The sequence below is a fragment of the Yoonia sp. R2331 genome (assembly GCF_041103235.1).
GTDB lineage: Bacteria > Pseudomonadota > Alphaproteobacteria > Rhodobacterales > Rhodobacteraceae > CANMYO01.
This window is the reverse complement of sequence record NZ_JBGCUN010000004.1, coordinates 47,055-72,132: the sequence shown is the minus strand read 5'-3', so window position 1 is coordinate 72,132 and position 25,078 is coordinate 47,055. Positions and strand designations below refer to the sequence as shown.

The 25,078-nt window shown below is 54.5% G+C and carries 27 protein-coding genes and 2 pseudogenes; 11 read left to right on the top strand and 18 right to left on the bottom strand.

The genetic code is table 11. The annotated features are described in order from the left end of the window. The first annotated feature begins 10 nt into the window (after positions 1-10). The 4 genes from AB3Y40_RS19960 (at position 11) to AB3Y40_RS19945 (ending at position 3,880) form a co-directional block, all read left to right on the top strand. Positions 11-928 carry an ABC transporter permease subunit gene (locus tag AB3Y40_RS19960; RefSeq protein WP_369440649.1) on the top strand — a complete coding sequence of 306 codons (918 nt, stop codon included), beginning with the start codon at positions 11-13 and terminating at the stop codon, positions 926-928. 12 nt (positions 929-940) lie between these two features. Further along, positions 941-1,924, top strand: a complete 984-nt coding sequence (locus AB3Y40_RS19955) for an ABC transporter ATP-binding protein (protein WP_369440648.1) — start codon at positions 941-943, stop codon at positions 1,922-1,924. Then, positions 1,921-2,868, top strand: a complete 948-nt coding sequence (locus tag AB3Y40_RS19950) for an ABC transporter ATP-binding protein (RefSeq protein WP_369440647.1) — start codon at positions 1,921-1,923, stop codon at positions 2,866-2,868. Before AB3Y40_RS19955 ends, AB3Y40_RS19950 begins: the two co-directional genes overlap by 4 nt. A 109-nt stretch (positions 2,869-2,977) precedes the next feature. Continuing rightward, positions 2,978-3,880, top strand: a complete 903-nt coding sequence (locus tag AB3Y40_RS19945; RefSeq protein WP_369440646.1) for a glutaminase — start codon at positions 2,978-2,980, stop codon at positions 3,878-3,880. A 647-nt stretch (positions 3,881-4,527) separates the two neighbouring features. Here the strand turns inward: AB3Y40_RS19945 and AB3Y40_RS19940 are convergent. The 8 genes from AB3Y40_RS19940 to AB3Y40_RS19905 all read right to left on the bottom strand — a co-directional run bounded on the left by AB3Y40_RS19940 (position 4,528) and on the right by AB3Y40_RS19905 (position 10,451). Continuing rightward, on the bottom strand, positions 4,528-5,394 hold the full coding sequence (locus AB3Y40_RS19940) for a transglutaminase family protein (protein ID WP_369440645.1): 867 nt from the start codon (positions 5,392-5,394) through the stop codon (positions 4,528-4,530). 272 nt (positions 5,395-5,666) lie between these two features. After that, positions 5,667-6,188, bottom strand: coding sequence for a hypothetical protein (locus tag AB3Y40_RS19935; protein ID WP_369440644.1), 522 nt, complete (start codon positions 6,186-6,188; stop codon positions 5,667-5,669). Between the two features lie 57 nt (positions 6,189-6,245). Then, a complete protein-coding gene (locus AB3Y40_RS19930; RefSeq protein ID WP_299048673.1) occupies positions 6,246-6,383 on the bottom strand; it encodes a hypothetical protein in 138 nt (45 codons plus the stop codon). A gap of 173 nt (positions 6,384-6,556) precedes the next feature. Next, positions 6,557-7,678 (bottom strand): alanine/ornithine racemase family PLP-dependent enzyme, encoded by a 1,122-nt coding sequence (locus AB3Y40_RS19925; RefSeq protein ID WP_369440643.1) that lies wholly within the window; start codon positions 7,676-7,678, stop codon positions 6,557-6,559. Further along, the gene (locus AB3Y40_RS19920) at positions 7,675-8,874 is read right to left on the bottom strand and encodes a DUF1611 domain-containing protein (protein WP_369440642.1); all 1,200 of its coding nucleotides are present in this window, start codon (positions 8,872-8,874) and stop codon (positions 7,675-7,677) included. The genes AB3Y40_RS19925 and AB3Y40_RS19920 overlap by 4 nt, the downstream gene beginning before the upstream one ends. 89 nt (positions 8,875-8,963) lie before the next feature. Further along, a complete protein-coding gene (locus AB3Y40_RS19915; RefSeq protein ID WP_369440641.1) occupies positions 8,964-9,797 on the bottom strand; it encodes a hypothetical protein in 834 nt (277 codons plus the stop codon). Continuing rightward, positions 9,787-10,140: a hypothetical protein gene (locus AB3Y40_RS19910; protein WP_369440640.1), complete on the bottom strand. Its 354-nt coding sequence runs from the start codon at positions 10,138-10,140 to the stop codon at positions 9,787-9,789. Before AB3Y40_RS19910 ends, AB3Y40_RS19915 begins: the two co-directional genes overlap by 11 nt. Further along, a complete protein-coding gene (locus AB3Y40_RS19905) occupies positions 10,137-10,451 on the bottom strand; it encodes a hypothetical protein (RefSeq protein ID WP_369440639.1) in 315 nt (104 codons plus the stop codon). Before AB3Y40_RS19905 ends, AB3Y40_RS19910 begins: the two co-directional genes overlap by 4 nt. A 242-nt stretch (positions 10,452-10,693) precedes the next feature. Here AB3Y40_RS19905 and AB3Y40_RS19900 point away from each other — a divergent pair, with 242 nt between their 5' ends. Continuing rightward, complete coding sequence (locus AB3Y40_RS19900) at positions 10,694-11,104, top strand: hypothetical protein (protein WP_369440638.1); 411 nt, start codon at positions 10,694-10,696, stop codon at positions 11,102-11,104. Between the two features lie 170 nt (positions 11,105-11,274). Further along, complete coding sequence (locus AB3Y40_RS19895; RefSeq protein ID WP_224825431.1) at positions 11,275-11,475, top strand: hypothetical protein; 201 nt, start codon at positions 11,275-11,277, stop codon at positions 11,473-11,475. Between the two features lie 60 nt (positions 11,476-11,535). On the opposite strand, the gene AB3Y40_RS19890 is transcribed toward AB3Y40_RS19895, so the two are convergent. Beyond that, on the bottom strand, positions 11,536-12,267 hold the full coding sequence (locus AB3Y40_RS19890) for a Crp/Fnr family transcriptional regulator (protein WP_369440637.1): 732 nt from the start codon (positions 12,265-12,267) through the stop codon (positions 11,536-11,538). 150 nt (positions 12,268-12,417) lie between these two features. Here AB3Y40_RS19890 and AB3Y40_RS19885 point away from each other — a divergent pair, with 150 nt between their 5' ends. Further along, positions 12,418-12,669, top strand: a complete 252-nt coding sequence (locus AB3Y40_RS19885; RefSeq protein WP_369440636.1) for a hypothetical protein — start codon at positions 12,418-12,420, stop codon at positions 12,667-12,669. Between the two features lie 23 nt (positions 12,670-12,692). Here AB3Y40_RS19885 and AB3Y40_RS19880 read toward each other — a convergent pair whose 3' ends face one another. Further along, positions 12,693-12,917, bottom strand: a complete 225-nt coding sequence (locus tag AB3Y40_RS19880) for a hypothetical protein (RefSeq protein ID WP_369440635.1) — start codon at positions 12,915-12,917, stop codon at positions 12,693-12,695. A 166-nt stretch (positions 12,918-13,083) separates the two neighbouring features. Here AB3Y40_RS19880 and AB3Y40_RS19875 point away from each other — a divergent pair, with 166 nt between their 5' ends. After that, the gene (locus AB3Y40_RS19875; protein WP_369440634.1) at positions 13,084-13,290 is read left to right on the top strand and encodes a cold-shock protein; all 207 of its coding nucleotides are present in this window, start codon (positions 13,084-13,086) and stop codon (positions 13,288-13,290) included. A 151-nt stretch (positions 13,291-13,441) separates the two neighbouring features. Continuing rightward, positions 13,442-14,122 carry a hypothetical protein gene (locus AB3Y40_RS19870; RefSeq protein ID WP_369440633.1) on the top strand — a complete coding sequence of 227 codons (681 nt, stop codon included), beginning with the start codon at positions 13,442-13,444 and terminating at the stop codon, positions 14,120-14,122. A 195-nt stretch (positions 14,123-14,317) separates the two neighbouring features. On the opposite strand, the gene AB3Y40_RS19865 is transcribed toward AB3Y40_RS19870, so the two are convergent. Then, entirely contained in the window at positions 14,318-14,950 is a 633-nt protein-coding gene (locus AB3Y40_RS19865; protein WP_369440632.1) for a tyrosine-type recombinase/integrase, read from the bottom strand. Positions 14,951-16,254: 1,304 nt separating this feature from the next. Here AB3Y40_RS19865 and AB3Y40_RS19860 point away from each other — a divergent pair. Continuing rightward, positions 16,255-17,415, top strand: a pseudogene (locus AB3Y40_RS19860) (IS3 family transposase). 968 nt (positions 17,416-18,383) lie between these two features. On the opposite strand, the gene AB3Y40_RS19855 reads toward AB3Y40_RS19860, so the two are convergent. The 4 genes from AB3Y40_RS19855 to AB3Y40_RS19840 form a co-directional block, all read right to left on the bottom strand. Further along, entirely contained in the window at positions 18,384-19,058 is a 675-nt protein-coding gene (locus AB3Y40_RS19855) for a helix-turn-helix domain-containing protein (RefSeq protein WP_369440631.1), read from the bottom strand. Continuing rightward, a complete protein-coding gene (locus AB3Y40_RS19850) occupies positions 19,051-19,833 on the bottom strand; it encodes a cobalamin B12-binding domain-containing protein (RefSeq protein ID WP_369440630.1) in 783 nt (260 codons plus the stop codon). The genes AB3Y40_RS19855 and AB3Y40_RS19850 overlap by 8 nt, the downstream gene beginning before the upstream one ends. 362 nt (positions 19,834-20,195) lie before the next feature. Continuing rightward, the gene (locus AB3Y40_RS19845; protein ID WP_369440629.1) at positions 20,196-20,375 is read right to left on the bottom strand and encodes a hypothetical protein; all 180 of its coding nucleotides are present in this window, start codon (positions 20,373-20,375) and stop codon (positions 20,196-20,198) included. 159 nt (positions 20,376-20,534) lie between these two features. Next, positions 20,535-20,720: a hypothetical protein gene (locus AB3Y40_RS19840; protein WP_369440628.1), complete on the bottom strand. Its 186-nt coding sequence runs from the start codon at positions 20,718-20,720 to the stop codon at positions 20,535-20,537. 1,267 nt (positions 20,721-21,987) lie between these two features. Here AB3Y40_RS19840 and AB3Y40_RS19835 point away from each other — a divergent pair. After that, positions 21,988-22,878, top strand: a complete 891-nt coding sequence (locus AB3Y40_RS19835; protein WP_369440627.1) for a diguanylate cyclase — start codon at positions 21,988-21,990, stop codon at positions 22,876-22,878. A 1,276-nt stretch (positions 22,879-24,154) separates the two neighbouring features. Here the strand turns inward: AB3Y40_RS19835 and AB3Y40_RS19830 are convergent. The 3 genes and pseudogenes from AB3Y40_RS19830 to AB3Y40_RS19820 all read right to left on the bottom strand — a co-directional run. Continuing rightward, positions 24,155-24,424: a hypothetical protein gene (locus AB3Y40_RS19830; protein ID WP_369440626.1), complete on the bottom strand. Its 270-nt coding sequence runs from the start codon at positions 24,422-24,424 to the stop codon at positions 24,155-24,157. 180 nt (positions 24,425-24,604) lie between these two features. Beyond that, positions 24,605-24,799, bottom strand: coding sequence for a hypothetical protein (locus AB3Y40_RS19825; RefSeq protein ID WP_369440625.1), 195 nt, complete (start codon positions 24,797-24,799; stop codon positions 24,605-24,607). A gap of 134 nt (positions 24,800-24,933) precedes the next feature. Beyond that, positions 24,934-25,077, bottom strand: a pseudogene (locus AB3Y40_RS19820) (transposase domain-containing protein); the annotation flags it as partial. Position 25,078 lies beyond the last annotated feature (1 nt).

Sequence of the window (25,078 nt, the reverse complement as noted above, 5' to 3'; positions counted from 1 at the left end):
ATTAAGAAAAATGAACACCACAGAAGACACTCTTGTCGCTCAGTCGGGCCCAACTCCGGGGACCCTGCGTCACGCTTTGGCCGAGTTCTGGCACTACCTCGGTGAAAATCGCGGCGCGATTTGGGGGCTCAGATATGTTGTGTTTCTTTTCGCGCTGGCCATTTTGGCCGATTTTGTTTCGCCGTTCGATCCCGCTGTCCAGAACAGGGATGCGCTTTTGATGCCTCCGGTCTGGCAGGAGGGCGGGCAATGGCCGTATATATTGGGAACCGATGCCGTTGGGCGTGATATCCTGTCCCGGCTGATCCATGGCACGCGCTACACCTTGTTTATTGGGGTTTTTGTTGTTGTCCTGGCGATTACCTTTGGCGTCTCGCTTGGATTGGTTGCCGGGTATTTCCGGGGCAAAATCGAAACGCTCATCATGCGTGTGATGGATATCATTCTGGCCTTTCCCAGCTTGCTCTTGGCGCTTGGGCTGGTGGCCATTCTGGGGCCGTCTTTGATCAATGCGATGATTGCGATTGCGATCGTCTATATGCCGCATTTCGTGCGTTTGACCCGCGCAAGTGTCATTGACCAGGCAGATAGTGAATATGTCACCGCCAGCCGCCTGGCGGGGGCTTCTGATGTCCGGTTGATGTTCAATGCCATTCTGCCCAATTGCATGGCGCCGTTGATTGTGCAGGCAACGCTGAGCTTTTCGGCGGCCATTCTGGATGCAGCGGCTCTCGGGTTTCTGGGGATGGGGGCACAGCCCCCTACACCGGAATGGGGGGCCATGCTGGCCGAAGCGCGTGAATTCATCCTGTCGGCGTGGTGGGTTGTGACCTTTCCGGGCATTGCGATCCTGACCGCTGTGTTGGCGATCAACCTGTTCGGTGATGGGCTACGCGATGCTTTGGACCCCAAACTGAAACGCACCTGAGGACTGATATTCATGCAAAATCTACTGGAAGTCAGGAACCTGACCGTTCGTTTCGCCACAGCCTCTGGTGAGTTCACAGCCGTCGAAGGCATCGACGTCACGATTGACGAAGGTGAAATCCTTGCAATTGTTGGTGAATCCGGGTCGGGAAAATCTGTCTCGATGATGGCAGTCATGGACTTGCTGCCATGGACAGCAACGGTCACCGCCGACAAGATGGATTTCCGCGGGCATGACTTGTTGACCATGAGCCTAAAGGAACGTCGCAAACTTTATGGCGGCGAGATGTCGATGATCTTTCAGGATCCAATGTCGACACTGAATCCCTGCTTTACGGTGGGCGCACAGATCGGCGAGGCCCTATGCCAACATATCGGGGGGACACGCAAAGAGCGACGGGACCGCACGCTCGAATTGTTGGAGCAAGTTGGCATTCCTGACCCGAAAGCCCGGATTGATGCCTATCCCCATCAGCTTTCTGGCGGGATGAGCCAGCGTATCATCATCGCGATGGCCCTGGCCTGTAGTCCCAAGCTGTTGATCGCGGATGAACCGACGACGGCACTGGACGTAACCATCCAGGCGCAGATCCTCGAACTTTTGCAGGAGATCCAACAGGAACGCGACATGGGGTTGATCCTGATCACCCATGATATGGGGGTGGTCGCCGAGGTCGCAGATCGCGTGGCTGTGCAATATGCGGGATGGCGGGTTGAAATGCAGGGGGTCAAAGACCTATTTGATGCCCCGCGTCACCCCTACACGAAGGCGCTGCTGTCTGCCCTGCCTGAGCGGTCAACAGAGTTGGGGCGATTGCCAACAATTCCAGGGATCGTTCCCGGCCAGCATGACAGGCCAACGGGATGCCTGTTTTCACCGCGCTGCGCTGACGCACGGGACAAATGCACAACCCTCAAGCCCGAGCCCGCCAATGACGATCCCAGCGCCACGCGTTGCCTTTTCCCACTATCCTCCAATGCATCGGTGTCATCATGAATAACATAGTCCTCGAAGCAAAATCTGTTTCTCGTCATTATGGCCCGGTCAAAGCGCTCAACGGCGTGAGCTTTCAGCTGGGTCGTGGCCAAACGCTTGCTGTTGTGGGGGAATCCGGCTGTGGAAAATCTACGCTTGCCCGGGTTTTGACATTGGTTGAGCGGGCCACGTCGGGATTTGTTGCGCTGGACGGCGAGCAGATCGACATCGGCTCAAAGGGCGCAACCAAAGACCACCGCAGCAAGGTTCAAATGGTGTTTCAGAACCCCTATGGTTCGCTGAACCCACGCAAAACAATTGCCAGCACACTTGATGAGCCGTTGATGCTCAATACGTCGATGCCAAAGCAACAGCGCCGCGCCCGGATTCTGGATATGCTTGCCAAGGTGGGGCTCAGGCCCGAACATGCGGATCGCTTTCCCCACATGTTTTCAGGCGGGCAACGTCAACGCATTGCAGTTGCTCGGGCCTTGATGCTCGAACCAAAGGTCATCGTGCTGGACGAACCGGTTTCGGCGCTTGATCTGTCCGTCCAGGCACAAGTGTTGAACATGCTATCGGACATCCAGGAAGAGTTTGACCTTGCTTATGTTTTCATCAGCCATGACTTGTCAGTTGTCGAACATATCGCGGATCAAATCATGGTCATGTATTTCGGCCAGCCCGTTGAGATCGGCCCGTCCGACGCTATCTTTTCCAATCCACAACATCCCTACACGCAGGCGCTGTTTTCAGCCACTCCTAAGGCCGACCCACGCGCCACCGGGACGCGCATCCCCCTACTGGGAGAGCCGCCATCCCCCTTGGACGCGCCGTCGGGATGTGCCTTTGCGGAACGCTGCATGCGTGCAGAAAGCAAATGCCGTGCCAGCCGGCCGGAGCTGACAGTTTCCGACGCGGGCCAGGTGGCCTGCTTCCATCCGGGCCCTTCTGGGAGCACCTAAAGAAGAGCTGGTTTTAGGACCTTCTTTGACGCTTAAGGAGATAGGCGCACCGCTCTAGTCGATGTATTTCCTTTGCCATTAATGCTATGGTCCTGCAGGGAAGGCGCCTGTGAAAACTATTCTGGAGTCCATATCAGCAGAAATCTTTCGTCAGAATGATTGGGGGCAGACCGCGCAATATATACCCGAGCTTCGTGCAATTGATCCTCAACAATTTGCAATAAGTGTTTGTCTGGCTGATGGAGACCTCTACAGCGCAGGCGCAGCCACCAAAACGTTTTCCATTCAGAGCATTTCAAAGGTCTTTGCCCTTGTCGCGACGCTTGGGCGGGTCGGTGATCAGCTTTGGAACCGCGTTGGCCGAGAGCCGTCAGGAACCTCATTTGACTCAGTTGTATTGCTTGAGCGGGAAAAGGGGCGTCCCCGCAATCCCTTTATCAATGCCGGCGCAATTGTAACAACCGACGTGCTGCTTGCCGGAAGGGAGCCCAAATTGGCGCTCGCGGAAATACTTGGGCTGATCAGGCAAATGTCAGCGACCGATGGCATCTATATAAATGATCTGGTCGCGGCATCCGAGCAAAAAACGGGATCGCGAAATCAGGCGCTCGCGTATTACCTGAAGTCCCATGGAAATCTCTTCAATGAACCGGAGTTCACCCTCGGGACGTATTTTCACCAATGCGCAATTGAAATGACGACGGAACAACTCGCTTTGGCGGGTCGACCGTTGGCTAGGTTGAATGGCGCACCAAACGTAATTTCGCGCCAACATGCGAAAAGGATCAATGCCTTGATGATGACATGCGGGCACTATGATGGATCCGGAGATTTTGCATTTCGTGTCGGTCTGCCCGGGAAAAGCGGGGTTGGTGGAGGCATCCTCATCATCGCGCCGGATGTTGCATCCATTGCCATTTGGTCTCCGGGCCTCAACCATTATGGCAACTCTCATGCAGGCACGCGCGCGGCACATATGCTCTCAAGAGCAACCAATTGGTCGGTTTTCTGAGTGAGCTTATTGAAGCTGATCCGATGAATTGGTCGCCGTGAATTAGAGGTTAGACATCGTAGGGCTAGTTTTCTCGTAGGCATCTAGGGCCACGGATGTGGGCGCCGGCTGGACTGCCGCAATCACTCCTTGAAGCGGCATTGGCACTGTTGGAGCAAGAATCCATTTTGCGGACCTCACAATTGCCGTCTCACACGTCGCCTGACCAATGGTGGTTTCACTTATGCCGCGTTTTTACGCTGCAAACGCGTGCGGCACCAAACTGTATGGGGCATGTTCGGGCGCTTCGCTGCCGTCGGGGCTCGCGCAGCATATGCGCGTAGCTGACGAATACCCAGAAAAGTACGGCCCATAAGAGACATTCGCCACCCAATCCCCATGCTGCAGTCGCAGCCCGCTTAGCGGTCATTCGCTGCAAGCGTGAACTCCCAGCTTCGTCGAACTCACACATTGCGGGACAAACCCGCCTTTTGCAGGTGCGGCTTTTGCTGACGCAGAAACCGCTCGCATCTGCGACATACGTTTCGCCGCGTTGCAGCCATATTCGCCGAAGCGGTCTTTTGCCATGCCAAAAAGGAGCACCCGGGCAAACCGTCCAAACGCCGCATGATAGTCGGCGAATGGACGTCCCGTTCTTACCGGCGCAATCACTGACCCTCAACACGCACAACCACCTCCATCGAGAGCAGATTGGTACCTTCTCCCTGGAAGCTGCCGGTTACCGGAGCGACTTGTGATATGTTCCGCGCAACGGCCACCGGGATCAGGTTGGTCGACCCTACTGACCTGTTCGTTGGGTCGAACGGGATCCAACCGGCCCCGGGAACGAAGACTTCGACCCATGCATGCGTAGAACCCGAGCCAGCAGATCCGTGTTGATCATCACTGGGGTCGTAGAGGTAGCCGGACACCAGACGAGCCCCGAATCCCAGCGTTCGGATAGCCTCGGCAAAGAGGACCGCAAAGTCGCGACACGAGCCACAGCCCCGGTCGAGGGTTTCGAGTGGTCCTTGCGTGCCTTCGCTCTCGCGGATCTCATATGTGATCTGCGCTGTGATGCCATTGCTGACGTCCTTCAGGAGCGACAGGGTATCCGTTGGCCTGCGCATCACGAATTGTTCGACCCAGCTTGACAAGCGCCCTGCGTCGTCTTGGTATTGTGGCGCAGAAAGGGCCCCGAGATCTGTCCAGTCTTCGGCGGAGTAAAGGAACGGGTAGGACGTCGCAGCGGCCGCGATCGGGAAGACTGGCCACTCAGGCGCGGTGAGGATGGCGGTCGTGTGGGACCGGATCGAAAGCGTATCCGTTGCGGCATCAAAATTGGCGATAACGATGGCGTTTCCGGCGACATCGTGGGACCAGTCGAGTCGGGCCGTCGGCGTGATTTCAAGATCGAAAGCCGTCAATGTAATGTCCCGCGTTTCACGAGGGCGCAACATCAGCCTGTGCGGTCCAAGGACCACGGCGGTGCGATAGCGATAGGTGGTCGTGTGTGCGATCGTGATTGTCGGCATGCGGCGGACCTAAGCGGACCGACCGCCTGAGCGAGACCGACCTTTGCTGACGCCTTCGGGCACTGCCGCGCGCCATGCTGTCCCGCCTTTGCACCTTGCACAGATGCGCTGGCCGAACCCTTCGCTCCAAAAGGAAACCTTACAACACAAGCAGAACCGCAACTTCGGCACATCGCCGAGCGCGCGGCCGGGGTAGTCCATCAGGGTGCCGTCGACTTTTGCTTGCATCATTTCCTCGCGTTCAATTGATCCCTGAAATTGTGTTTCGGACATCATACGGAGAAGGATGAAGTGCGCGGTCGGCACGGCATCCCTTCGGTCTCGGCGTCATGAATGTCCGAAGCGTCCCGCGAAGCCCCCTGCGCTGTTGCGTTTTCGGTCTCAGCGTCCGCGTCATCCATGTCAGTCTGTGCCATCCGCGATCCCGAGTAGAGATGGCGCAAATGCGCCTCCGACACCCCGTCGGACTTCATGACCATTTGCACCATCGGATCGGCAAGCATTTCTTCGAGAAAGACCTGCGAGAGGTCCTTGCCGGACAGTTTGTCTTTCGCGCGGGCATGGTCGAGATCGGCCAGCGACACGGACAGGCTCCGCGTCAATCCCGGATGGGACAGGCGTGGATGCAGGTGGACCATGACGGAGGCCTTCCAGGCCTCCGGATCCTTGTGATCGGGCGGTGAAGCGAGTTCTGTCTCGATATCGTACTCTCCGGCAGGAAGCGTTTCGTCGAAGCCCGGGAGTTTGAATGGCCGGTCAAAAACCGCGACGGTCGTGTCTGTTTGGTCGTCCATTGCGTTTGATCCTTTCAATTTAGCAGTTTTCCACGACGTGGAGCAAAACCAGCCGCTTCAGGTTTTCTTCGGATCCGGAGCCCCAGGTTTCGCAGCAGTGTCCGGCGTCCTGATTTGCGGTTCCTTTTTCGATGGCTCCGCAGGTTTGGCTTTCAGTATGGCAGCAGCCTTGGTCGTCAGGTCTTTGAAAGACATGCGCTTCATCCTTTTCGGGTTTTCCGCTGGAATTTCCGGACCCCGATCAGGCTCGAATTCTCGAATGCGGCTTATCTATATATGTGTATTGGCCGGCCCCATTACTATGGCGCGGTTTCGGACAAGTCTGCGAGATATGACTTTCGTCGTTCCCGCAGGCGATCATCTGGGCGTCATACCAGCGTCAGGTAGGGTTGGGTCTCGCAGTCTTTGGAACGACCGTTCATCTTTTGCTTGCCATGAACAACCTTGGCGACATCCGGGGCGTTCATCGCCCGCATAAGGGCGCTGTAATTCGTCCCCATTTTCATCTCGGACCCGACGGACACGGCGGAATTGGCTGTGTCGACAACGGTATGGTCGCTGGTTGCGCCGATGAACGTAATTCCTGAGGGAAACGTAAGCCCGCTTGTGTCGGTGTCCTGCTGCCCAACAGCAAGGATCGTTCGGGCTCGGGGGGCATCATTCCGAACCAATTTGAGTATTCCAAGCTCAGGAGCAATTGACGCAGGTGGTATCGCGCTTGATTTGTCCCTTGTTTCGATCACCTCGGCAAATAAGGCAAAGGCGTCCGTATGAAGGCCAGAGATCGGATGCCCTGTTACGGGGTCGGTGCCCAACAGGATCGCCTCGCCCAAGCGAAGGTTGTTGACTCGCCCGAATGAATCGTCACCAAGCGCCCATGGCAAATTCGCCGAGCCACCTCCTGAAACAAGCTCGACAAATGGTCCGCAAGCGCCTTCGACCTGGGTTGCCAGTCGCGAGAGCATGTCCATGTCACCGGCCGTCGGTACCACGTTTCCCATGCAGGCAAAATTTGCAGCGATGCCTTTGAGCGCAACACCGGGTGTCGCGCTGACCCGAGTAGCGAAGTCGTTGAGGTTCTCGGGCAAAATGCCTTCGCGCATATCTCCCATTTCGACCATCAGGATGACACCGTGCGACGTTCCTTGTTGCTTCGCTGCTGCGCCAAGCTTCAGGATTGTGTCCATCTCTGTGTTGTAGCTCGCGTCACAACACCGGACGACGTCTTGCATCTCGCTCACCAGTGGAGCGCGGATCATAGAGATCGGGCATTTGATCCCTTCCATCCGCATCCGAACGACGTTCTCGATGCGTGCGTCGGCCAGACCGACAACGCCGCCGTCCAGCATCGCCTCGGCTACGTCAGGATGCCCGCACACTGCCTTGGTCACACCGGTGACCGAGAGCCCACGGGCACCAAGACGACGGACGAGACATCGCGCGTTTGCCTGGATCTTGCCCAGATCAATTTCCACTCGCGGCGAGGTCATTCCGCAGCCACGAGAGGCACGGGCTTTAACTGTGGAAAGGCGGTCAGGATCATGTCGCTCAGGTGCACTTCCGGCCGGGTCAGCGCGTCCGTCACCGGAATGCCGAGATCGCGTGAAAGGCTGTTGATTGCATGACCGACCTCGCCGTCCGTCATCGCCTCGTGATTGAGCGTGATACCAATCACCCGTGTGTCAGCAAAAGCTTCGATGAGGACAATCTCGCTTTTCGGCTCGGGCATCGGCATGGTGGGAAAGTCGCATCGATGGGCACGCTTCGGCGCATGTTGAAGAACGACCGCATGCGGCTGGCTGCCGCGCAGAATGAAAGCCGACGTGCAAAAGGCCGGATGGCTGAGCGCGCCTTGTCCTTCGATCAGGATGACATCCGGGTCTTCACCCTCAGACGCCGCGACAATCACACGTTCAAGTTCCCCGCAGCAAAACTGCGGTGGCACGGCGTCCATGGCGATCCCGTATTTTGCGCCCTGCATAAGTCCCGTCTGGCCGGTGCCAACGAGGACGGTCTTGATACCACGCGCGTTCAGTTCCCTGGCCAGAATGGTCGCCGTCGTCCGCTTGCCAATTGCACAATCCGTTCCGAGTACGGCAATGCGGATTGCCTTCCCCTCGGACACGCTTCCGTCAAACAGACGCATGTCCTTGCTTGGTCGGGGTTTGCGAATATCTCGGATCGTAACGTTGGCCGCATCAGCGGCGTTTGAAATCTCGGGATCGTCGCCAAGGTATTCGTGGAGACCGCTGACGATGTTCATGCCGAGCGCGATGGCATCCAGCACGATCTCTCGATCAGTAGGCGACATCTTCCCTGTAGAGGGGGCCATCCCGTAGATCAGCGTGTCTGGGATACTTGCTTCACGCGTAACCGCAGCCTCGAGATCTTCAACGATGGGGATGCCGTTACTCACATTGTCCAGCACTTGCCCGCTGTCGCGCCCTTCAAGTCTGCTGTCCATGACCGAAAGAATGCGGTAGGCTTGGCTGTGACGGACAAGCCCGTTTGCGGTTTTCCCGTCGATCTGCCCGAAGTTCCCCTCGCAATAGACAATCGCTGTGGGCACCCCTTTCGTTACTACTTTGCTGGTGTGAGATCGACGGGACGCGGACAGGTCAGGCGGGGCTTGCGGCCCCATCGTTGACAGCCGTGTCATCGAGTTTTCTACATTGTCCGATTCCATGATTATTCCTTTGCCAGGCGGGTTGAACGGGGTCCGATCACATGAAGCGTTCGGGTGGGTGAGCCGCGTTTCGGTCTTAATTGCGAGCGCTAGTCGTTCAGGACGCAACGCCCCCGCGAGCGCTGAAAATTCCTATGGCACTCCCAACCGTTTCCCGATCGGTTGAGATGCGCATTTTCGGGGAGGTCGATCTCATTGCACCCGTCGTTGGCCTCTGCAAAGCCACGATTACACTTCCAGCCTGGGCCGTAGCTCGCATCGTCGAAATAGGCGTTCTCCGGGACGACGACAGCCTCACAGGTGTCATCGCGTTCGAAATAGCCTCGCTCACATGTCCATGGCTGCCCGTATCCGGAACCATTCAGAAAGGCGTTCTCAGGAACCGCGATTGCGACACAAGTGTCGCCTTCGACCTGGTAGCCACGGTTGCAAAGCCAAGCGGCGCCATAGGAGTCGGCTGACAGATACGCATTGTCCGGCACAACTACTTCGAGGCAAATGTCGTCGACCTTCATGTAGCCACGAAGGCAGTTCCATCTTTGGCCCGACGGGTCGAGAAATCCGCCATCGGGCACGACGACCTCTAGACAAGTCGCGCCATCGACCTCCTGAAACCCGTGCAGACATGCCCAGCCTGCGCCATAGGTTCGGTTGGTGGCATAGGCGTTCTCCGGAACGATGACGGCAAGGCAGGCATCGTCGTCACGCCGGTACCCACGAACGCATTCCCATCCCTCGCCATAGCTTTTGGGCTGCGCGTTCGCGGGCATCGGGGCCGATTGTGATTGGGCGAAAGATGGCGATCCGATCGCGATGAATGCGACAAAGGCGAGCGCAAGGAATTCCGTGAAAGACACCGTGGCAAGCACGCCTACGGCGCCCTTGGACGAAACGGGCGAGAATTTGAGGTCACTACGATGCATCAAGGTCGAGACCTTCGATGCATGCCTGTGCCAGATCGCGGTTCGGGCCATCTGTTCCGGGCATAGTCGCCCAGCCGGCTTCCATAACAGCGTCGCGCCGCTGGAATGACGATGCCTCGCGGATCGTAGCCAGCTTTGCAATGCGTTCATTGTCGGTGCGGGACATATCGAGGCAGACGGGCACAAGCGCCGCGATCACCTCCTCCTGCGCCATATTGTTGGCCATCTCCTCCGCGCCGCCTCCGGTCATCCAGCCGCCCCAGGAAAATCCAACGATGCCAGCAAACGCTGCGCCAAGGAGCGCGCCGTAGATGCCGGGTTTCAGCCATTCGGGTGTGGTCATGTCATGTCCTCCTGCGGGGAAAGCGCCGCTTCGCTGTGTTTGTTCGTTTCGGAGAGTGCCCGATCACGTGTGATCGAATGTTCGAGCTCCTCTTGTGTGGTCATGTGCATCGTCGTTTGACCCGCATTGCTCCCTCGCCCCAGGACCATCAAGTATGTCGCGGTATGCCGGTAAGCCTCGAAGCTGAGGCCTTGTAGAAGCTCTTCCTCGACAAGGATTTCGTACGTTCCTGCCGGAAACTCACGCTGGCTCTCGCCAATCATGAAGTCGTTGGAAAACGTCACCATTGATCTGGTCGAACGCGTGAGCATCCCGGGTCTCCATTGATTAGAATGCTGGACTTTCCGCCGTCGCCAATGTGGCAAGCGTCGAAAGGAACGCCTTGTCACAGCAAGGCAGCTGCGGGAACACTATCTGAACTGTTGTGGTGCGATGCTGATCGAGGTTAGCCCCCGTCGGGGTCTTTGCTGTCAGAGTGAGAGGAAAAGCCGTTCCGCGGCTCCAGAAACCTGCGTGCGAGTTATCGAATGATCCTCACGCCGAAAGGAAACCCATGTCCGCCTCAGATGTTCTCCACCCCGATGGCAGCGACTACGATGCCTTCCTTTACGCGCAAGTGGGTGAAGACAGAACCGGTGCAGCCGTTACGGTCTTGTCTGCGCTTGCGCGCCTTAACCTCGAGCCATGGACTGAGGCGCGTGAGCTTGCTCGTCTGGGCCGGGAGGGTGCGCAAGTTCGGCTGACAACGCATTTTGAAGCGATTGCCGACATTCCGGCGCTGGCGCTTGCTAGCGAGGGCAGAGCAGCAAAGCTGGTTTCATTGTTGCCGTTGCGTGCGCCGCCTCGCGTTCCGAAATCGCTCGAAGCAGGCACCTTTCCAAAACTATCGGTTTCTTGGACACTGTTGGCCTTCGTTGGGGTCGTGGTTCTGGCATGGTTCTACTATCTGGCTCAGACGGGCTAACCTGCGTCAGTGCGAAGACACGGAGAAACCGGATAGGTGACCCTGTCCACCGAAAGTCATGGTGGCTTTTTACGAGTAGCTCAGAGGCGCGGGAAACATGTAGTGCATTCTCAATAACTCTATGCTCTTTGCGCCTCTTTTTCTCGGACCGTCCAGGAAAGGACATTTCCATGAATGAAGAAAACCAAACCGCGGAAAACCAGACTGTGAAACATATGGCGTCCGTCAAGGCCGCCTATGACAAGGCCCCCGAAGGCTCCAAGAAAGCCACAGCTTTGAAGCACTACCAAGCCGCCGAAAAGGCCCATGAAGCCGAAAACGACGAAGAGGCCCACAAGGAACTCAAGGAAGCAAGCCGCGCGTTGATGTGATGTCGGCCTCCATGTGACAAGACGACAGGGCCGCCCCCAGCCTGACTGAGGGCGGTCGTTTCACGGCAACAAAGGCCGCGACTGATCGAGGTAGGCCGGATCGAAATCCGCCAATGCAACCAGCCCCTCGTAGTCATCGAACGTGACAAGACCGCCCTGAAACGTGACGAGCCCGCTTTCGCGGAGTTTACGAAGGACGCGGTTGACGTGGATGGCGCTCAACCCCAACGCATCCCCCAGATGATACTGTGTGAGCGGACAGGGATAGCCCAGCCTGCTTCCCATACCGACGAGGGACAGTCTGACGCCCAGCTCTAGCAGGAAATGCGCCATGCGCGCATCCGCGTCGCGCCGACCCAGCCCAACCAGATGTTCGACCACCATCGCCTCATCCCGCGACACGGCCCAGAGAATGGCTGTGGCCAGCCGGGGTGTCTCTGCAAAGGCTCGCAGAAGATCGCTCACCAGAACTTCCGCAGCTTCGATCTCGACGATTGGCTCAATCCCATGATCAGATGTGTGCAAAAGGACGCTGCGCAGCCCCAGAAAATCCCCCGGTATCTGGAAATCAACAATCTGCCGCGACCCGTCAGGCTGGATCTTGTAGGAAACGACCCAGCCCGCCGCCAGGATGTAGGCAGCCTGCTCGGATTGGCCTTGGTGAACCAGGTCGCGGCCTGCCGAGAAATATTTCCTACGCTCATGCAAACGCTCTAGAACGGTCAGCTCAGTCTCCGACAGTGCAACGAACGCAGAAAGCTTTTGGGTGAGTGGACTGGCTTTGATGTTCATTTTCGGTCCCTCCCGAACCGGGCGCATGCTTCAGGATTAGTTCGGCGTTGAGACTGCTTTCGATCAGTGCAGAGTACCAAACTCTTTGTGAGTTTAGGGCGATCAAGACCCAACCTCGTCGGAATAGAACAAACGAAAGTGGAATGCCCGATGTCAGACCTACAAGATCCCGCAGGCATGGCAGCCTTGTCGATTTGTGAGGCCCTCCTACTCGCCTTGCAAGATCGCAATCTGCTGCCGGAAGGCGAGATTGCGGGGATTCTCCGAGATGCAGCAGCCACCCACGAAAATGCACTTGGACCGGAAACAGAGCGAAAATTGCACGCGGCAACGGCCAAGCTGATCAATGAGATCATCGTTGGCGGCAACCTTTCGCAACGCCGACCCTATTACTCTGGATAAGAAGAGCCTAAATGCTCAGACTCTCAACCTGATTTTGGGTCGGTCGGCTCGGTCTTTGCTTCAGGAGGTCGTTTGGTTGCAGTCTGCGGTTTCGTATCTTTTTCTTGCAAGGCCCTTTTGTCGGCGGCCTCTTTCTTCGCCAAGTCGTTGAACGAGATTCTGGCTTTCCTTTTCTGGCTGCCAGGGTATCCGGCAGCTTGTGATCCATAGTGGATCAATGCTCTCTTGGCAAAGGGAACATTGGCCAAAGCACTGAGTGCACCTTGTAATCCTCCCCGGCAGCCACCACGTTTTATGGGGTACTGACCTCCATTCGACCCTCTGTTTTCCTTCACTGGCTCGCAGCACTCGACACTGTCGTGAGAAGCCGGGCTGCCGCATGTTGTGGGCAGCGATAAAGTAAGGAAAATTCACATGGCCAATGGCACAGTGAAATGGTTCAACACCACCAAAGGCTTCGGCTTCGTTGCACCTGACGACGGTGGCAAGGATGTATTTCTACACATCTCCGCGCTTGAGAAGTCGGGGATGACCTCCCTGAAAGACGATCAGAAGGTGACCTTCGATGTCGAGGCCGGCCGCGACGGCCGCGAAAGCGCAACCAACATCGCGCTCGCCTGATCTTTGCAAGTGGGCGCTCCTTTGGAGCGCCCCATCGCCCGACGGCCATTTGTTTATTAGTCTTCTCCCACCGACTAACGCAGCAGTTCCATTGCCGGATAGGTAACCGCCGAACCGGCGTTGTGACTTGCCATCCTCAGGAGACCAACCGATGTCAGACTATACAGCGCCAAACAGATCAGATGCGGGACGTGGCGTCTTCAAGGCTATGTCGAAGAAATCGAAGGCCAAGTACACCGATAAAGAAGCCCCTATGGCGATCCGCATGGGCGAATATGGCCGATATCAGATCAAGTCCGCTTGTGTCGCGGGCGTATACATGGCTCGGGCATTCCCAAAGCCGCCGACGAAAGCCCGTGGTTTGATTGCCGAGGCAACCGGTAAGACCGAAGAAGCCGCGATCGCAGCTTTGCATTGCGTCATCGATGCGCGTGAAACCCGCAGGAGCGAGGACCGAAGGACAGATCCAAGCACCGGGACACAGGTACCAACATCCGACGAATACGTGGAGGCCCTCAACACTGTAAATCTGACAAAACCGCAAGGCGCGATGTTGATGGCGTTATCGCTGGCGGAAGCGGACGGGCTGACAGAGGAGAGGGTCGCGAATGCGGGCAGTTACAAATCCACTGCCTCAGCCAAAAAAGCGCTAGCAAGCGCGGGTCGAATGATTGCTGGCTATTTGTCTACAGAGACAGGTTCCAAGGTGCCTTCAACGAGTTTGGATGGAGTTGCGCTGATTGGATTTAGCAGTGATTCCGGACACGAAGAGAAGCCGGGGAACTGGATTCTGCACCCCGAACTTTGCGCCGCCATCCGGATCGCTACTTGAGCAAAAAGGGTTGGCCGTCTGAGTGATTACAAACTTGGAGCTGGCAGCAAATTCACCCGACTTTATCTGGTCCGGGATGGTTATGGCGAGCGGACGTCAAATAGATTTTGGCGGCGCTGGTCATCTTACGTCAAACCTGATGCTTGCAGCGGGTCGGCCCGCAAAGGCGAGCGGCATCAGCCGCTCACCCAATGCCTAAAGGTCAATATTTTCGGCGATGCTCAGCGCATCTTCGAGTTCAACTCCCAAGTAGCGCACCGTGCTGTCGACCTTTGTGTGTCCTAGCAAGAGCTGAACTGCGCGCAGGTTACCTGTTTTTCGATAGATCTCAGCAGCTTTGGTTCGGCGAAGCGAATGCGTTCCGTATCCGCTTGGTTCCAGACCAATTGACGACACCCAATCGTGCACCAACCGGCCATATTGACGGGTTGAGATATGCGGGCGATCGTGAAAGCGGCTGGGAAACATGAACGAGCAAACCAACATTTCGGGTGATTTGACCCAAGCCAGGACAGTTTCCCTTGTGTTTTCCGTCAGTTCAAACTGAACAGGTCGTTTGGTTTTGCTCTGGATGACCGAAACACGTTCTCGGACGCGGTCCACTTTGACCAGATCGACCACAGAAAGCCTGACCAGATCACACCCGCGTAGCTTGCTGTCGATGGCCACGTTAAATAGCGCCAGATCGCGAAGGTTGTTCGCCAGTTCCAGTCGCGCTCGGATCGCCCAAACCTGTTTTGGTAGCAGCGGTCGTTTCTGGCCGACGATCCGCCCCTTGTTCCAGGCTTTACGTTTCGGGGTGACAGCAGGAAGTTGGACTCGAGGCATGATTTGCCCTCCTTGCCGCCCTCCAAACCCAAGCATCAGCACCGCGCTGACGTCGGAATGCTACTCGCAAATCTGATTGCAACTGATCTGCCGCCCGTGGGTTTGTGCTCCAAACTTAGTAGTAGCCCGGATAAATGGCCGGTTTCACCGCCGCATTCGCGCGCCAAAATCCAAGTGCCCGCAGCAATTTCCGTGCTGCGTGCGCGCGCAGCGAGGAATCATTACTTCCGCTGTGGGCTCTCTGCCGACCTTGGAGGAAGCGCAGCATCTCAACACTTGCGGAGTAAGGCGTCGTTTAGGACGGCCCCAACTTGCCATTCAGCTCGCTAGTTCTCGCTGCAGTGCAGCTTCTCCAAAGCGGACATTGCTTGTCCCTGATCGGCTGTTCCATCACTCATCATGACCGGAGAATGTTAGTAACATTATATTAAGGTTAAGGGACCAGAAAGACGTAGGGGGGGTGTCTTGCTGGAAACAAAGACATGCAAACTAGCGCACACAGGCGCCACCTCGCTATGCAGGTGGTCGCGAAGTACATGAATGATTGGCCGAAAGAGGCATCGGATGTGTCGTTGATCGGCGAGCTAGAGAAAAAGGCCTACCAACTTGCCCGAGAAGGGGATTTCGGCTCAGCGAAGAGGCTGTTTGTTGCCGTAGCTGACCTTCAGATTTCCACCTAGATTTGCTTTTCTGTTCTTTGAAGTGCCTTGTTAGCTGTAATAGCTAGGCTGATCCAAATCGCTCTTTCAATGTAGGAGTTGCGAAGGATCAAATTGTGGAGCAAGACACAACGAGTCCAACGTTTCTATCAATAGCTACTGTTCTGGCGTCAGAAGGATCACTCCATCGAATACTTCGTATCGAGTTTCGGGATCGTTGAGTAACTCTTCTGGTTGGTGAGTTCGTCGGCTGTTGAAGCTAGCTATACCTTGGAGCACTAGCCCGCAAACTGCTGCCGACCCATAGTATACCGCCACCAATTGACCCGCATTCAGACCATATATCAAGTACATCGCAAGCGTCGTTGCTGTCGCGACTAGACCGTAAAAGATAGCTATCATCAGGGTTCTCCCGAGTGGATCTCAATAGTCTGCAGGTCACTAGTTAATGAAAAATGAATCCCACCGGCTGTTAACAGCAAATGGTAGAAACCGGACGCATAGCACACTTAGACAAGCACCTATAAATTCGGACCGAAGTCTAGTTAGCGTCGCACTGCTTGTTCGCTACGCGATCTGACCTGCCCCCCGCAACCTCCTGGACTTTAATGTAGAGTTTGCTCAACCTTTTGAAGGAGCAAACGAATGCGAAAGAGCCGTTTCACAATAGCGCAGATAATTGGAATGATCAAAGAACAGGAAGCCGGGATGCCAACGGCTGAGGTGTGCCGCAAGCACGGCCTCAGCCAGGGCACATTCTACAAATTCAAGTCCAAGTATGGCGGCATGGAGGTGTCTGATGCAGTCAAGCTGAAGGCACTCGAGGATGAGAATGCCAAGCTGAAGCGTCTGCTGGCGGACCAGACGCTGGATGACGTGGTTCTGAAAGACTTGCTGGGAAAGAACTGACGACATCAAACGACCGACGGGAAGCAGCGCTCAGGGCGATGCGAGATCATGCCATCTCGCAATGGCGGGCGTGCAGGCTGGTTGGTGTCGATCCAAAAACCGTCAGGTGCGACCGTCCGCCTGACAATCCGAAGATCCGCAAAGAGATGAAGAAGATCGCAAATAAGCGGCGCAGGTTTGGCTATCGCCGGATCGGGATCATGCTTGAGCGCGAAGGATATGTGATGAACCACAAGAAATTGTATCGCCTGAACACAGAAGAGAAACTGGGCGTCAGGCGACGATGGGGGAGGAAGCGGGCACGTGGGTCACGAACACCGATGCCAGAAGCGCTGCGGCCCGGAGAACGATGGTCGCTAGACTTCTTGTCTGAAACGTTCGGCGCATCTCGCCGGTTCCGCATTCTGGCCGTGAATGATGATTGCTGCCGGGAAAACCTGTGCCTGATGGCTGACACCAGCCGTCTCGGGCGCACGGGTGGCACGGGAACTGGATGCACTTATCCGGTTCTATGGCGAACCGGCTAGCATTGTCAGTGACAACAGGACGGAGTTCAACAGTCGCGCGATCCTGAAATGGGCCAACGAAAACGGCGTTGAGTGGCATTACATTGATCCTGGCAAACCCCAGCAGAACGCCTTCTTCGAGAGCTTCAACGGTAGCTTGCGCGACGAACTCCTGAACGAGGAGATGTTCGACAGCCTAGACGATGCAAGACGCAAACTCGCCCTATGGCGATACGATTACAACAACGTCAGGCCGCTCTCGTCGCTCGACAACAAAACACCCGCAGAAGCGCGCCGAGCGCTTGAACAATTTGAGGGCTCCGCGCCCGCCGCGCTTGCCCAAACTGACAACAAAGAATATGAAAACCAGACCCGCAGACTCTCGTTTTGAATGAGGGAGCCTCGGGGGGGCAGGTCACAGTAGACGAACCGAATTCTTCCATTGTAGCAACGGGAGAGCTAAAGTGGTTTAGCCCGAAAAAGAGTTTGGCTTCGTCGTCGATGAAGAGGGCCAAGAGTTGGCACAACCGACGCTTTGTCTCCCTCAGAAACTAAGGCGAGCGTTACTGGCAGTCTCTTTTTCTCGCCAGCTCAAGGTCTGATACGGCCACGAAAAGAAAGTTCGCCTCGGCAGCTTGTCCCCGCCTTGCCAGTGCGTAGCCCTTGTCTTCAATTCTACCAATCAGTTGGTCCTCAGTTAGATTTTGACAGTCGCCCAAGTATTTTTGTGCAACAGTTTGAGCTCTCTCCAGAGCATTCTTTGAGCTTAACATGACACTACCCCAAGTTGTGTGATCCTTGAACGTTTGTCGCTTAAGGTTAATGAGAGCCTAACAATCGCGACCGTTTCTCGATTACTTTGTCGCCCGAGATCCAAGTACCTGAAGCGCCTAAGGAAACCGTGTGCATTACCCAACGTAAAGTTGGTCAATTACGTTAAATCGTCATTCTTCTAATGGATTGTTGCGGCGAACGAGCCAAGATGGTCCTTGATAGGGTCATCCGCGAGTCGATTGGGAATGAGGTCCAGGTCGTCAGCGGTTCGCTGGCAACACTCACTTGCTCTGCCGAAGTGCGAATTGGTGGAGAAAAGGACGCCGATCAACACGTTATCAGAAGATTTTTTTCCGACGCAAGTTTTGCCAAACAAGTTCAACCACCGTACTGATTAAGAGTTGGGAAGGACAACGTTAATATATTCAATTTGGTACGATTGGCGTGCCGATCCTCTCGAAATTCACCTTCAATCCACTCGCCGAGTGAGCGAGTGGATTGAAGGCACAGCATTGGGTCTACAGCTGAGATCGAATGTCGAATTCGCATCTGAGAGAACATTCCCTGAGACTGTCTCGAGCGCCATCAATGTAGTGAGGCTCTTTTCCTCCGCCTGAGCTCTAAGCGAGTGATCCCCAATAACTCAGCGGCGGCGAATTCATCGCCACGGCAGGAGCGGAGCGCTTCAGCAATGCAGATTCTCGCCACCTCATCGGCAGCTGCTGCCATAATGTCTGCGAGAGGTGCCGCCCCGACCAATGCGCTCGCAGATGCGCTAAATTGTTCTGCCGATGGCGCAGGTTCACGCGCAATCTGTTTGAGGAGCTTTTCGTTCTCGGCTTGCCATCGTGCATTCAACTCCGTCATTGGTCGGAGGTCTCTACAAACGATTTGATGGACGGGTCCAAATGTTGCTTGAACTCGAAAACTCTTGGCGAGGAGAGGGATCTCGGAATCACTTTCCACCATGAAGTTAAGATGTCGCCACCGGTCACTTGCAACTGACGGTGTTGCGTCGAGTCCTAGCAGTGACGGTATCTTGACGGCGCTGTCCTTGGCCACGATGTCCACAAGCCCCCGTCCGCACCATTTCGTTCGGAGATCAAAGTCGAACTTCTTCTTTTCTGGCACCACAACGTCCAGAACTTCGATACGCTCCGACAACAGGATGCTGACATCGCCACTAGACGCCAAAAGCGCGGCGGCGTCGTAACCGCTCCAAGGGTTTTTTCCCGACCCATCAATCGGCGCATCACCCATCAAACCGGCCTTCTCTACGTTCCGACTCCGTCCAACCTCGTTCGAAGAAGTCCATTGCATCATCTGCCGAAGCTGAAACGGCATCGGCACCCAAGAAGCTATAGAGGTTTGGGGATCCATGAATAGCGCTGCCGCCGACTAAAATCTTGATGTTGGGGTTTATGGCAGACCGCCTGATCTGTGTGACTAAGTCTGCCAAACCATCCAACTGATTGTCCGTACCAATCGAGACACCGATAACATCTATGTCGTGAGACCCAATTTTCTCAATCAAATCGTCTGAACTGAAGTCGTGCCAAAGATGTGCGTCCCACCCAAAACGTCTGATGTTGTCGACGAGCATTTGAGGCCCAAAAGTGTGCTGTTCGGTCTTTGGTATCCATATGATGGCCGTGCCAATGAAGAGTGATGATTGGGCCGCTCGTGCTTGGGATGAGGTCAGTTCGTCCAGCGTCCTGCGCAATGTCCAGTAGGTTTCCGCAATCTCCCCGATTGTAAGCGTGTCATCGCTCCATGCTTTATCGAGATGTGCAATGGCTCCCAATGCCAAGGCTGGCCAATTGTCCGAGATGTTACCGAGTTCGCAAGCTTTTGAGATGTCTCGAGAACGCAGGGCTGACAAAAACGCACAAGTCATATCGTCCAGCGAGGCCGCTGCCCCGGAATAGGGATCGGAAGCACCGAGGAAAGACGCAACATCTTGAACACCTCGCACCGTCCAGTCGAATGTTTCATCACATTCTTCCCGTCTTCGAACACCAGTAAAACTCGTCAAGGTCCATTCCGCGCCAATCGATCACTCCGTGAACAATTGTGTTCCGCCCCAGTTTGGCTAGCCCGTTCAGTCAGCTTACAGGGCAGAGTGCATAGTATCTCGTAGAGATAAGAACGAAACAAGCAGTCTACAAATCCTAGATTGCATGTCGATTTAGTGAGGCTGTGCCATCCCTTCATTCTTTAATAACCAATTTTCCTCATGGTCGATGCATCGCAACCCTCGCGATACACCCTCACACAGCCCACTCGCTCACTGGCGAGTGGGCATTTCTTTTCCAATCATGACCTTGTGGTATGGCTCCCGAAAACCGCTCGGCACGGCATTTTCGCAAGTTGTGAGTTATCGCCCGCTCTACGTACTTATCTGACCGGTTTGAAAGACTTGTCTTGATCAACCAAGTTTGGGCGGTCGCTCCAAAGGGTGTCCTCGTTCAGCGTCGCTGCAACCTGATAAAGTGCCTGCTCAAGTCCATCAAAGCCTGAGCGCTTCGCCATCATGATCGCATCAACCAATCGTAGGTGCAGAAGTTCTTTTTCCATGACATTTTCCCCAATTTACGTCAACGGAAGGCGTAATTAGGGAAGGTTAACGAGGAGTTAAACTCAAGGATCTGTTAGTAGATGCGGCAGAATTCTGCCTATTTGGTGGACACACAAAACTTCATGCCCGCCAAATGGGCAGCATTCCACTTTGTGCGCCTACTTCACGACGTGAAGGTTGGCCCGTTTTGACCGTTGATAGATGGTAGTTTCGCAGCCCGTTTCGATGGCAGCGACAGCTTGCGCCTCTCGCAATGTCTCCTCAAGCTTTTCCAGTTTGTTCTTCTCGGCGTAACAAGCAACATCTTCAAGAATGCTAACAATCCATCCGTGGTTTTGCATCATCTTCCCCAGCAAAGGTTATCTAGTTCCAGCAAGTTGATTTGTATTTTGACCGGTCTCATAGTTAAGGAATCGTAAACATACCGAGCGGACCTTACGTACTGTGTTCAGCCTTCGATTGCAGGCTGCAAGAGTGGTCGTTCAAGCACTCATCAGCGGATTTGATCGAGAGGGTTCCGCCTATAGGCATGGCAAGTCCGTCGAGGGTTGGGAGTATGCCGATTGAAAGGGATTCTACAACTGGCCATTTTTGGGGGGGGGCCCGCTGGCCCGAAGCACTCTGGCACCTGAGCGGTTGAACTCCTAGAGGTAGAACGAACCCGCCCAGTATGATATCGTCAAAATACTTTCTCCCACCGAGAGCAGTGGGGTCGCTGACCGTTTGCCGACTACTTTGCGGTCCCACACTCGGATGAAATCGCCAGCGAAGGCAATTCAAATAGCTTACACTTGCGATTTTTTGCTTGGTCAGACTGTGTGACAACTTCGAGGTATCGCTTGTCCGTTGGGCTTTGTGAAAGATTCAGTGGCGAAGGATGCCCTTGGACTGTCCAGTAACCGCGAATAATTGAACTGTTTATTAGTAGTTTTATGTTGAACCCTTTTGGGAGCACGTTCGAAGAATTCGGCGATTTGAAAACCCGAACCTAGCTAGTTGGGGATCATGTCTGACAGTCGGAATGCATCAAGTATGACGAATCACCTATTCAACTCGTTCTCGTACAAGATGATGACTTGGCAGCTTAAGCGAAAGCGACAAAGATACTGCTCGATATCGTTCAGGATGACGGATACTCAAAGGGACGAAACTGAAGCTTCTAGCGCCTATGGACTTACCTGTATGGGGCTTTCGGTAAGTCTGATCCGCTCCCTTGTTCGCAAGACGGATTCAGTATTGGCGGTTGCGCCCACACACATCACAATCTTGCTGATGGATTGTACAGAGGAAGCAGCGAACAAGGTTCTATTTAGAGTGATAGGAGTGGCAGTGGGGGGGAAACCAAGAGTCATCAACACATCACAGGCGTCGCATTCTTGTTTTGCTGAAGTGCTGGATAGAAACGGCAAAACTAAGTACCGGCACGTCCTCCGATAGTTTCGTGAACGGCCTATCTCCGATTAGCCGGTGTGAAATCGAGAGTAGAGTCGTTTGCCATTCAGGCTCTGTCTCCACATGCCCCACTGTAACCGGGCCATCATCGAACTTCTTCACAAAGGATTCATTTGGTTTCGACATGCTTTGCCCAGAGACGCAGCTTAAAGGCATGGCATGAAGATAGCGAAACTTCTGGCTGAGAAGTCGACTAATAGTGTTGAAAAGGTGTCGCCAACTTCGACTTTGAGTGAGGTGGCAACCAAGTTGATGGAACTACGCATTGGAGCACTTGTTGTCTGCGATGCGGCAGGGAAACTGGTGGGGATTGTATCCGAACGTGATTTGCTACCTGTTGTCGCCAACATAAAAGCGCTTCCAGCCAACACAGTTGTTGCTAAGGTGATGTCTCCGAATGTCATCACTTGCGGCCCGGATGATGAGATTGCCGCCATACTTCGCCTGATGAATGCAAATTCCATCCGCCATATCCCTGTAATTGTTGAGCAAAGTTTGATCGATATGGTGAGTATCCGGGAGCTGACCACAGCTTATGAGATCCTGCAAAAGGAAGCAGATACGGATCCTTTGACCGAATTGCCCAATCGCCGACCGTTCTTGGGAAGATTGGAGGCCGAGTTCGCTCGCGCAAAAAGATTCAAGCATCATTTTGCTGTTGCCATGATAGACATCGACCACTTCAAAGCGGTGAATGATACCTATGGCCACGATGCAGGCGATCAGGTGTTGCGCGCGGTATCAGGCAAACTCATCAATCAGTTCCGCACCATCGACATGGTAGGGCGACTAGGCGGTGAGGAGTTTGCCGTCATTTTTCCTGAAACCAAAGTCAAAAGCGCAGAGATTGCGTGTATTCGTTTACTCCAAGAACTTGAGTCAACGATCATTTTTGCAAGTGGACATCAGATTGGAATTACAGCAAGTGTTGGACTGGCAGGGTTGTCATCAGCTTCGACTGCGGGCGCAGAGGTTCTGAAGCGGGCGGACGAGTTGCTTTATGACGCAAAGAGAGCTGGTCGAAATAGGGTAGTTTCTAAGGCGGTCTAGCAAGGCTACTTGGTAAAGCTCTCCAACTGCTTTTTGCCTTTTGTTAACCAATTTGTTCCAAATTCCTTGTCGCCATCATCGCACGCACACCCTCACACAGTCAACTTGCTTCGCAGTTGGTGGGCAGCCCCGCGAGTCAGTTTCACTCTATCGACCCAAGAAACTCATCACGAATTTTCCTAGGCTTGTGAGGTTCACCTTCGACCCTTCTTCATCCACCTCCACGAGGCGGAGTTCAGAAAATATCCCAAAGTCTTCGCTTGACATTTCGCCAGCAGACGCAGCTCGCTGCAGATTTCCGTCTTCAGAATAATCCAGCGATGCTGAAATCACCCTCGAAATTCGTTCCAATTTGGCCTCCTCCCAAAGATTTTGGATCTGCTACGGGAGGATTGACCCGAAGGAACGGGGAAGACGAAATGCAACGGCTCACAAGTTGCGTTTTGTTCAACGTTTCGATGCCCCATTTGGAAGTAGCGGTAGGTCTACGCGTCTTTCAGCCTGGTCTCCTTAGCAGATTCGCTGCTAAGGAAATGTTGGTCGTTTAGCGTGGTCGCAACCTCATAAAGCGCGGCCTCAAGTCCTACGAAGCCAAAACGCTTAGCAGCTCTTTTTCCATTCTGTGCACTCCCCAAATTATGTCTTTAGACGCTTACGTCAGGCTAGGTTAACATTGGATAGCCAAAGTTTAACTTGGCAAAATTTGCCGACGCCAAAGTGCAATCTACAGCTGAGCCTCGCCTGAATGGACAAGTCGATTTCGGAAGGATCTACTTCACCAAAGACAGTTTTGGCTTAGCGGAAAAGGTTCGATGTATGGGATATCCAACTTCTTGAATCGCGACTGTTCTCGCCTCCCTGATCGTATCGTTCAGCCTGTCGAGTTTGTTATCTTCGGCGTACCTGACAATATCTTCAAGTATACCAACAATCCATCGGTGTTCGTGCATTATCTTCCCCAGCAAATGGTTTTCTAGTTCCAGAAAGCAGTAGTTACATGTTGACAGAAGAATTGGTTAACAGACCGTAAACAAGTCGAACGTTACGCCCGAATAGTGGAGCAGAAAAGCGGACCCGTTCGCATTTGAATTCATAAACAAGGTCGCAGCCGCATCAAAGCGCATTCGGATCGAGCGATTCACCCAACGCTGGGCCAAGAGTATCGCATTCACCCCAAATGGTCTGCAACTCGCTTTAGTTGGGGGTGGCGCTGACGGTGCGTCTATGGTTTGAGTTCTTTCGCTCCGAACATGCTTTTGTAGCGGGCTGTGGATGTTTAAGTCGACGTTGTAGTAGCTAATCGTTTGTTGGTGACCCGGTTCCGCGATTTATGCCATTCTGTAATCAGCGCCAGCAGGAAGCTGAGGTGGTGATCCGACAGTGTGGGACGTTCCATCCCGTTCGGGATAAAGTAGTACCATTCCATACCGTATTGCTCGCCGTATACCCATTTGCCAAGATGTTCACCGTCGCGAGTCAAAACATCTCCACTCTCTACGTTCTCTTGTTCAAATCCTAGGAAGTTTATCGAATATTCTAGTGGCATATCTCCTCCCTGCACTGCCCTACCTGAGCGCTCTTGAGGACTTGGCCGTATCAAACAAGCAAACACCTTGATTGCGTCCTCTAGCCAATGGGAACAAGGATGCATACCGGCTTGGTAGTTGCTCAACCCGCTTTTTATGGGGAGGGTATTGTCGGATCAGATTCAAGAAACCGACGCTGATCATTCGGCTTGGTGGCCATGATCATCCACTTGTCCCTCAATCAAAACCAGCCCCCTTCGAAAGCCATGCTGATGAAGGGCCGAACCGGCCTGCTCCATGGCTTCCTGAAGAGTAATTTCGGTGTCCGGACAGAGCATATCTAGCTGTCTGATGGCTTGAGCTTCAACTTCGCTCAGAATGTCATTCTCAATCATATTCTATGCCTCGCAGCGCAGCGCCAGTACCGATGGCGACTTCGGTTTTCGACAGCGCGGAATTACGTCGATGGAATTGGACAAGAGAGTGCCCGTCCGGTGAAGGCGCTTTGGTGCGACGTCTACTGTCGCTGTTATGCTGCTCGAGCAGCACAATGCCAAGGTGTGAGCTCGTCGAGGCGCGTGATCTTGTGGTCAGTGATTTGGGCGAGGACCCATGTTAGCCACGCCTGCGGATCAACCTTGTTGAGCTTGGCGGTCTCGATGAGTGTGTAGGCA

What these genes read in the sequence shown, in the direction of transcription:
- AB3Y40_RS19885 (WP_369440636.1), top strand. Translation starts at nt 12,418, where the DNA reads ATGTCAGACCTACAAGATCCCGCAGGCATGGCAGCCTTGTCGATTTGT.
- AB3Y40_RS19895 (WP_224825431.1), top strand. Translation starts at nt 11,275, where the DNA reads ATGAATGAAGAAAACCAAACCGCGGAAAACCAGACTGTGAAACATATG.
- AB3Y40_RS19930 (WP_299048673.1), bottom strand. Translation starts at nt 6,383, where the DNA reads ATGTCTTTCAAAGACCTGACGACCAAGGCTGCTGCCATACTGAAAGCC.
- AB3Y40_RS19905 (WP_369440639.1), bottom strand. Translation starts at nt 10,451, where the DNA reads ATGCTCACGCGTTCGACCAGATCAATGGTGACGTTTTCCAACGACTTC.
- AB3Y40_RS19840 (WP_369440628.1), bottom strand. Translation starts at nt 20,720, where the DNA reads ATGATGCAAAACCACGGATGGATTGTTAGCATTCTTGAAGATGTTGCT.
- AB3Y40_RS19855 (WP_369440631.1), bottom strand. Translation starts at nt 19,058, where the DNA reads ATGGGTGATGCGCCGATTGATGGGTCGGGAAAAAACCCTTGGAGCGGT.
- AB3Y40_RS19940 (WP_369440645.1), bottom strand. Translation starts at nt 5,394, where the DNA reads ATGCCGACAATCACGATCGCACACACGACCACCTATCGCTATCGCACC.
- AB3Y40_RS19830 (WP_369440626.1), bottom strand. Translation starts at nt 24,424, where the DNA reads ATGCCACTAGAATATTCGATAAACTTCCTAGGATTTGAACAAGAGAAC.
- AB3Y40_RS19865 (WP_369440632.1), bottom strand. Translation starts at nt 14,950, where the DNA reads ATGCCTCGAGTCCAACTTCCTGCTGTCACCCCGAAACGTAAAGCCTGG.
- AB3Y40_RS19825 (WP_369440625.1), bottom strand. Translation starts at nt 24,799, where the DNA reads ATGATTGAGAATGACATTCTGAGCGAAGTTGAAGCTCAAGCCATCAGA.
- AB3Y40_RS19950 (WP_369440647.1), top strand. Translation starts at nt 1,921, where the DNA reads ATGAATAACATAGTCCTCGAAGCAAAATCTGTTTCTCGTCATTATGGC.
- AB3Y40_RS19935 (WP_369440644.1), bottom strand. Translation starts at nt 6,188, where the DNA reads ATGGACGACCAAACAGACACGACCGTCGCGGTTTTTGACCGGCCATTC.
- AB3Y40_RS19875 (WP_369440634.1), top strand. Translation starts at nt 13,084, where the DNA reads ATGGCCAATGGCACAGTGAAATGGTTCAACACCACCAAAGGCTTCGGC.
- AB3Y40_RS19900 (WP_369440638.1), top strand. Translation starts at nt 10,694, where the DNA reads ATGTCCGCCTCAGATGTTCTCCACCCCGATGGCAGCGACTACGATGCC.
- AB3Y40_RS19955 (WP_369440648.1), top strand. Translation starts at nt 941, where the DNA reads ATGCAAAATCTACTGGAAGTCAGGAACCTGACCGTTCGTTTCGCCACA.
- AB3Y40_RS19915 (WP_369440641.1), bottom strand. Translation starts at nt 9,797, where the DNA reads ATGCATCGTAGTGACCTCAAATTCTCGCCCGTTTCGTCCAAGGGCGCC.
- AB3Y40_RS19835 (WP_369440627.1), top strand. Translation starts at nt 21,988, where the DNA reads ATGAAGATAGCGAAACTTCTGGCTGAGAAGTCGACTAATAGTGTTGAA.
- AB3Y40_RS19960 (WP_369440649.1), top strand. Translation starts at nt 11, where the DNA reads ATGAACACCACAGAAGACACTCTTGTCGCTCAGTCGGGCCCAACTCCG.
- AB3Y40_RS19920 (WP_369440642.1), bottom strand. Translation starts at nt 8,874, where the DNA reads ATGGAATCGGACAATGTAGAAAACTCGATGACACGGCTGTCAACGATG.
- AB3Y40_RS19910 (WP_369440640.1), bottom strand. Translation starts at nt 10,140, where the DNA reads ATGACCACACCCGAATGGCTGAAACCCGGCATCTACGGCGCGCTCCTT.
- AB3Y40_RS19870 (WP_369440633.1), top strand. Translation starts at nt 13,442, where the DNA reads ATGTCAGACTATACAGCGCCAAACAGATCAGATGCGGGACGTGGCGTC.
- AB3Y40_RS19890 (WP_369440637.1), bottom strand. Translation starts at nt 12,267, where the DNA reads ATGAACATCAAAGCCAGTCCACTCACCCAAAAGCTTTCTGCGTTCGTT.
- AB3Y40_RS19845 (WP_369440629.1), bottom strand. Translation starts at nt 20,375, where the DNA reads ATGGAAAAAGAACTTCTGCACCTACGATTGGTTGATGCGATCATGATG.
- AB3Y40_RS19925 (WP_369440643.1), bottom strand. Translation starts at nt 7,678, where the DNA reads ATGACCTCGCCGCGAGTGGAAATTGATCTGGGCAAGATCCAGGCAAAC.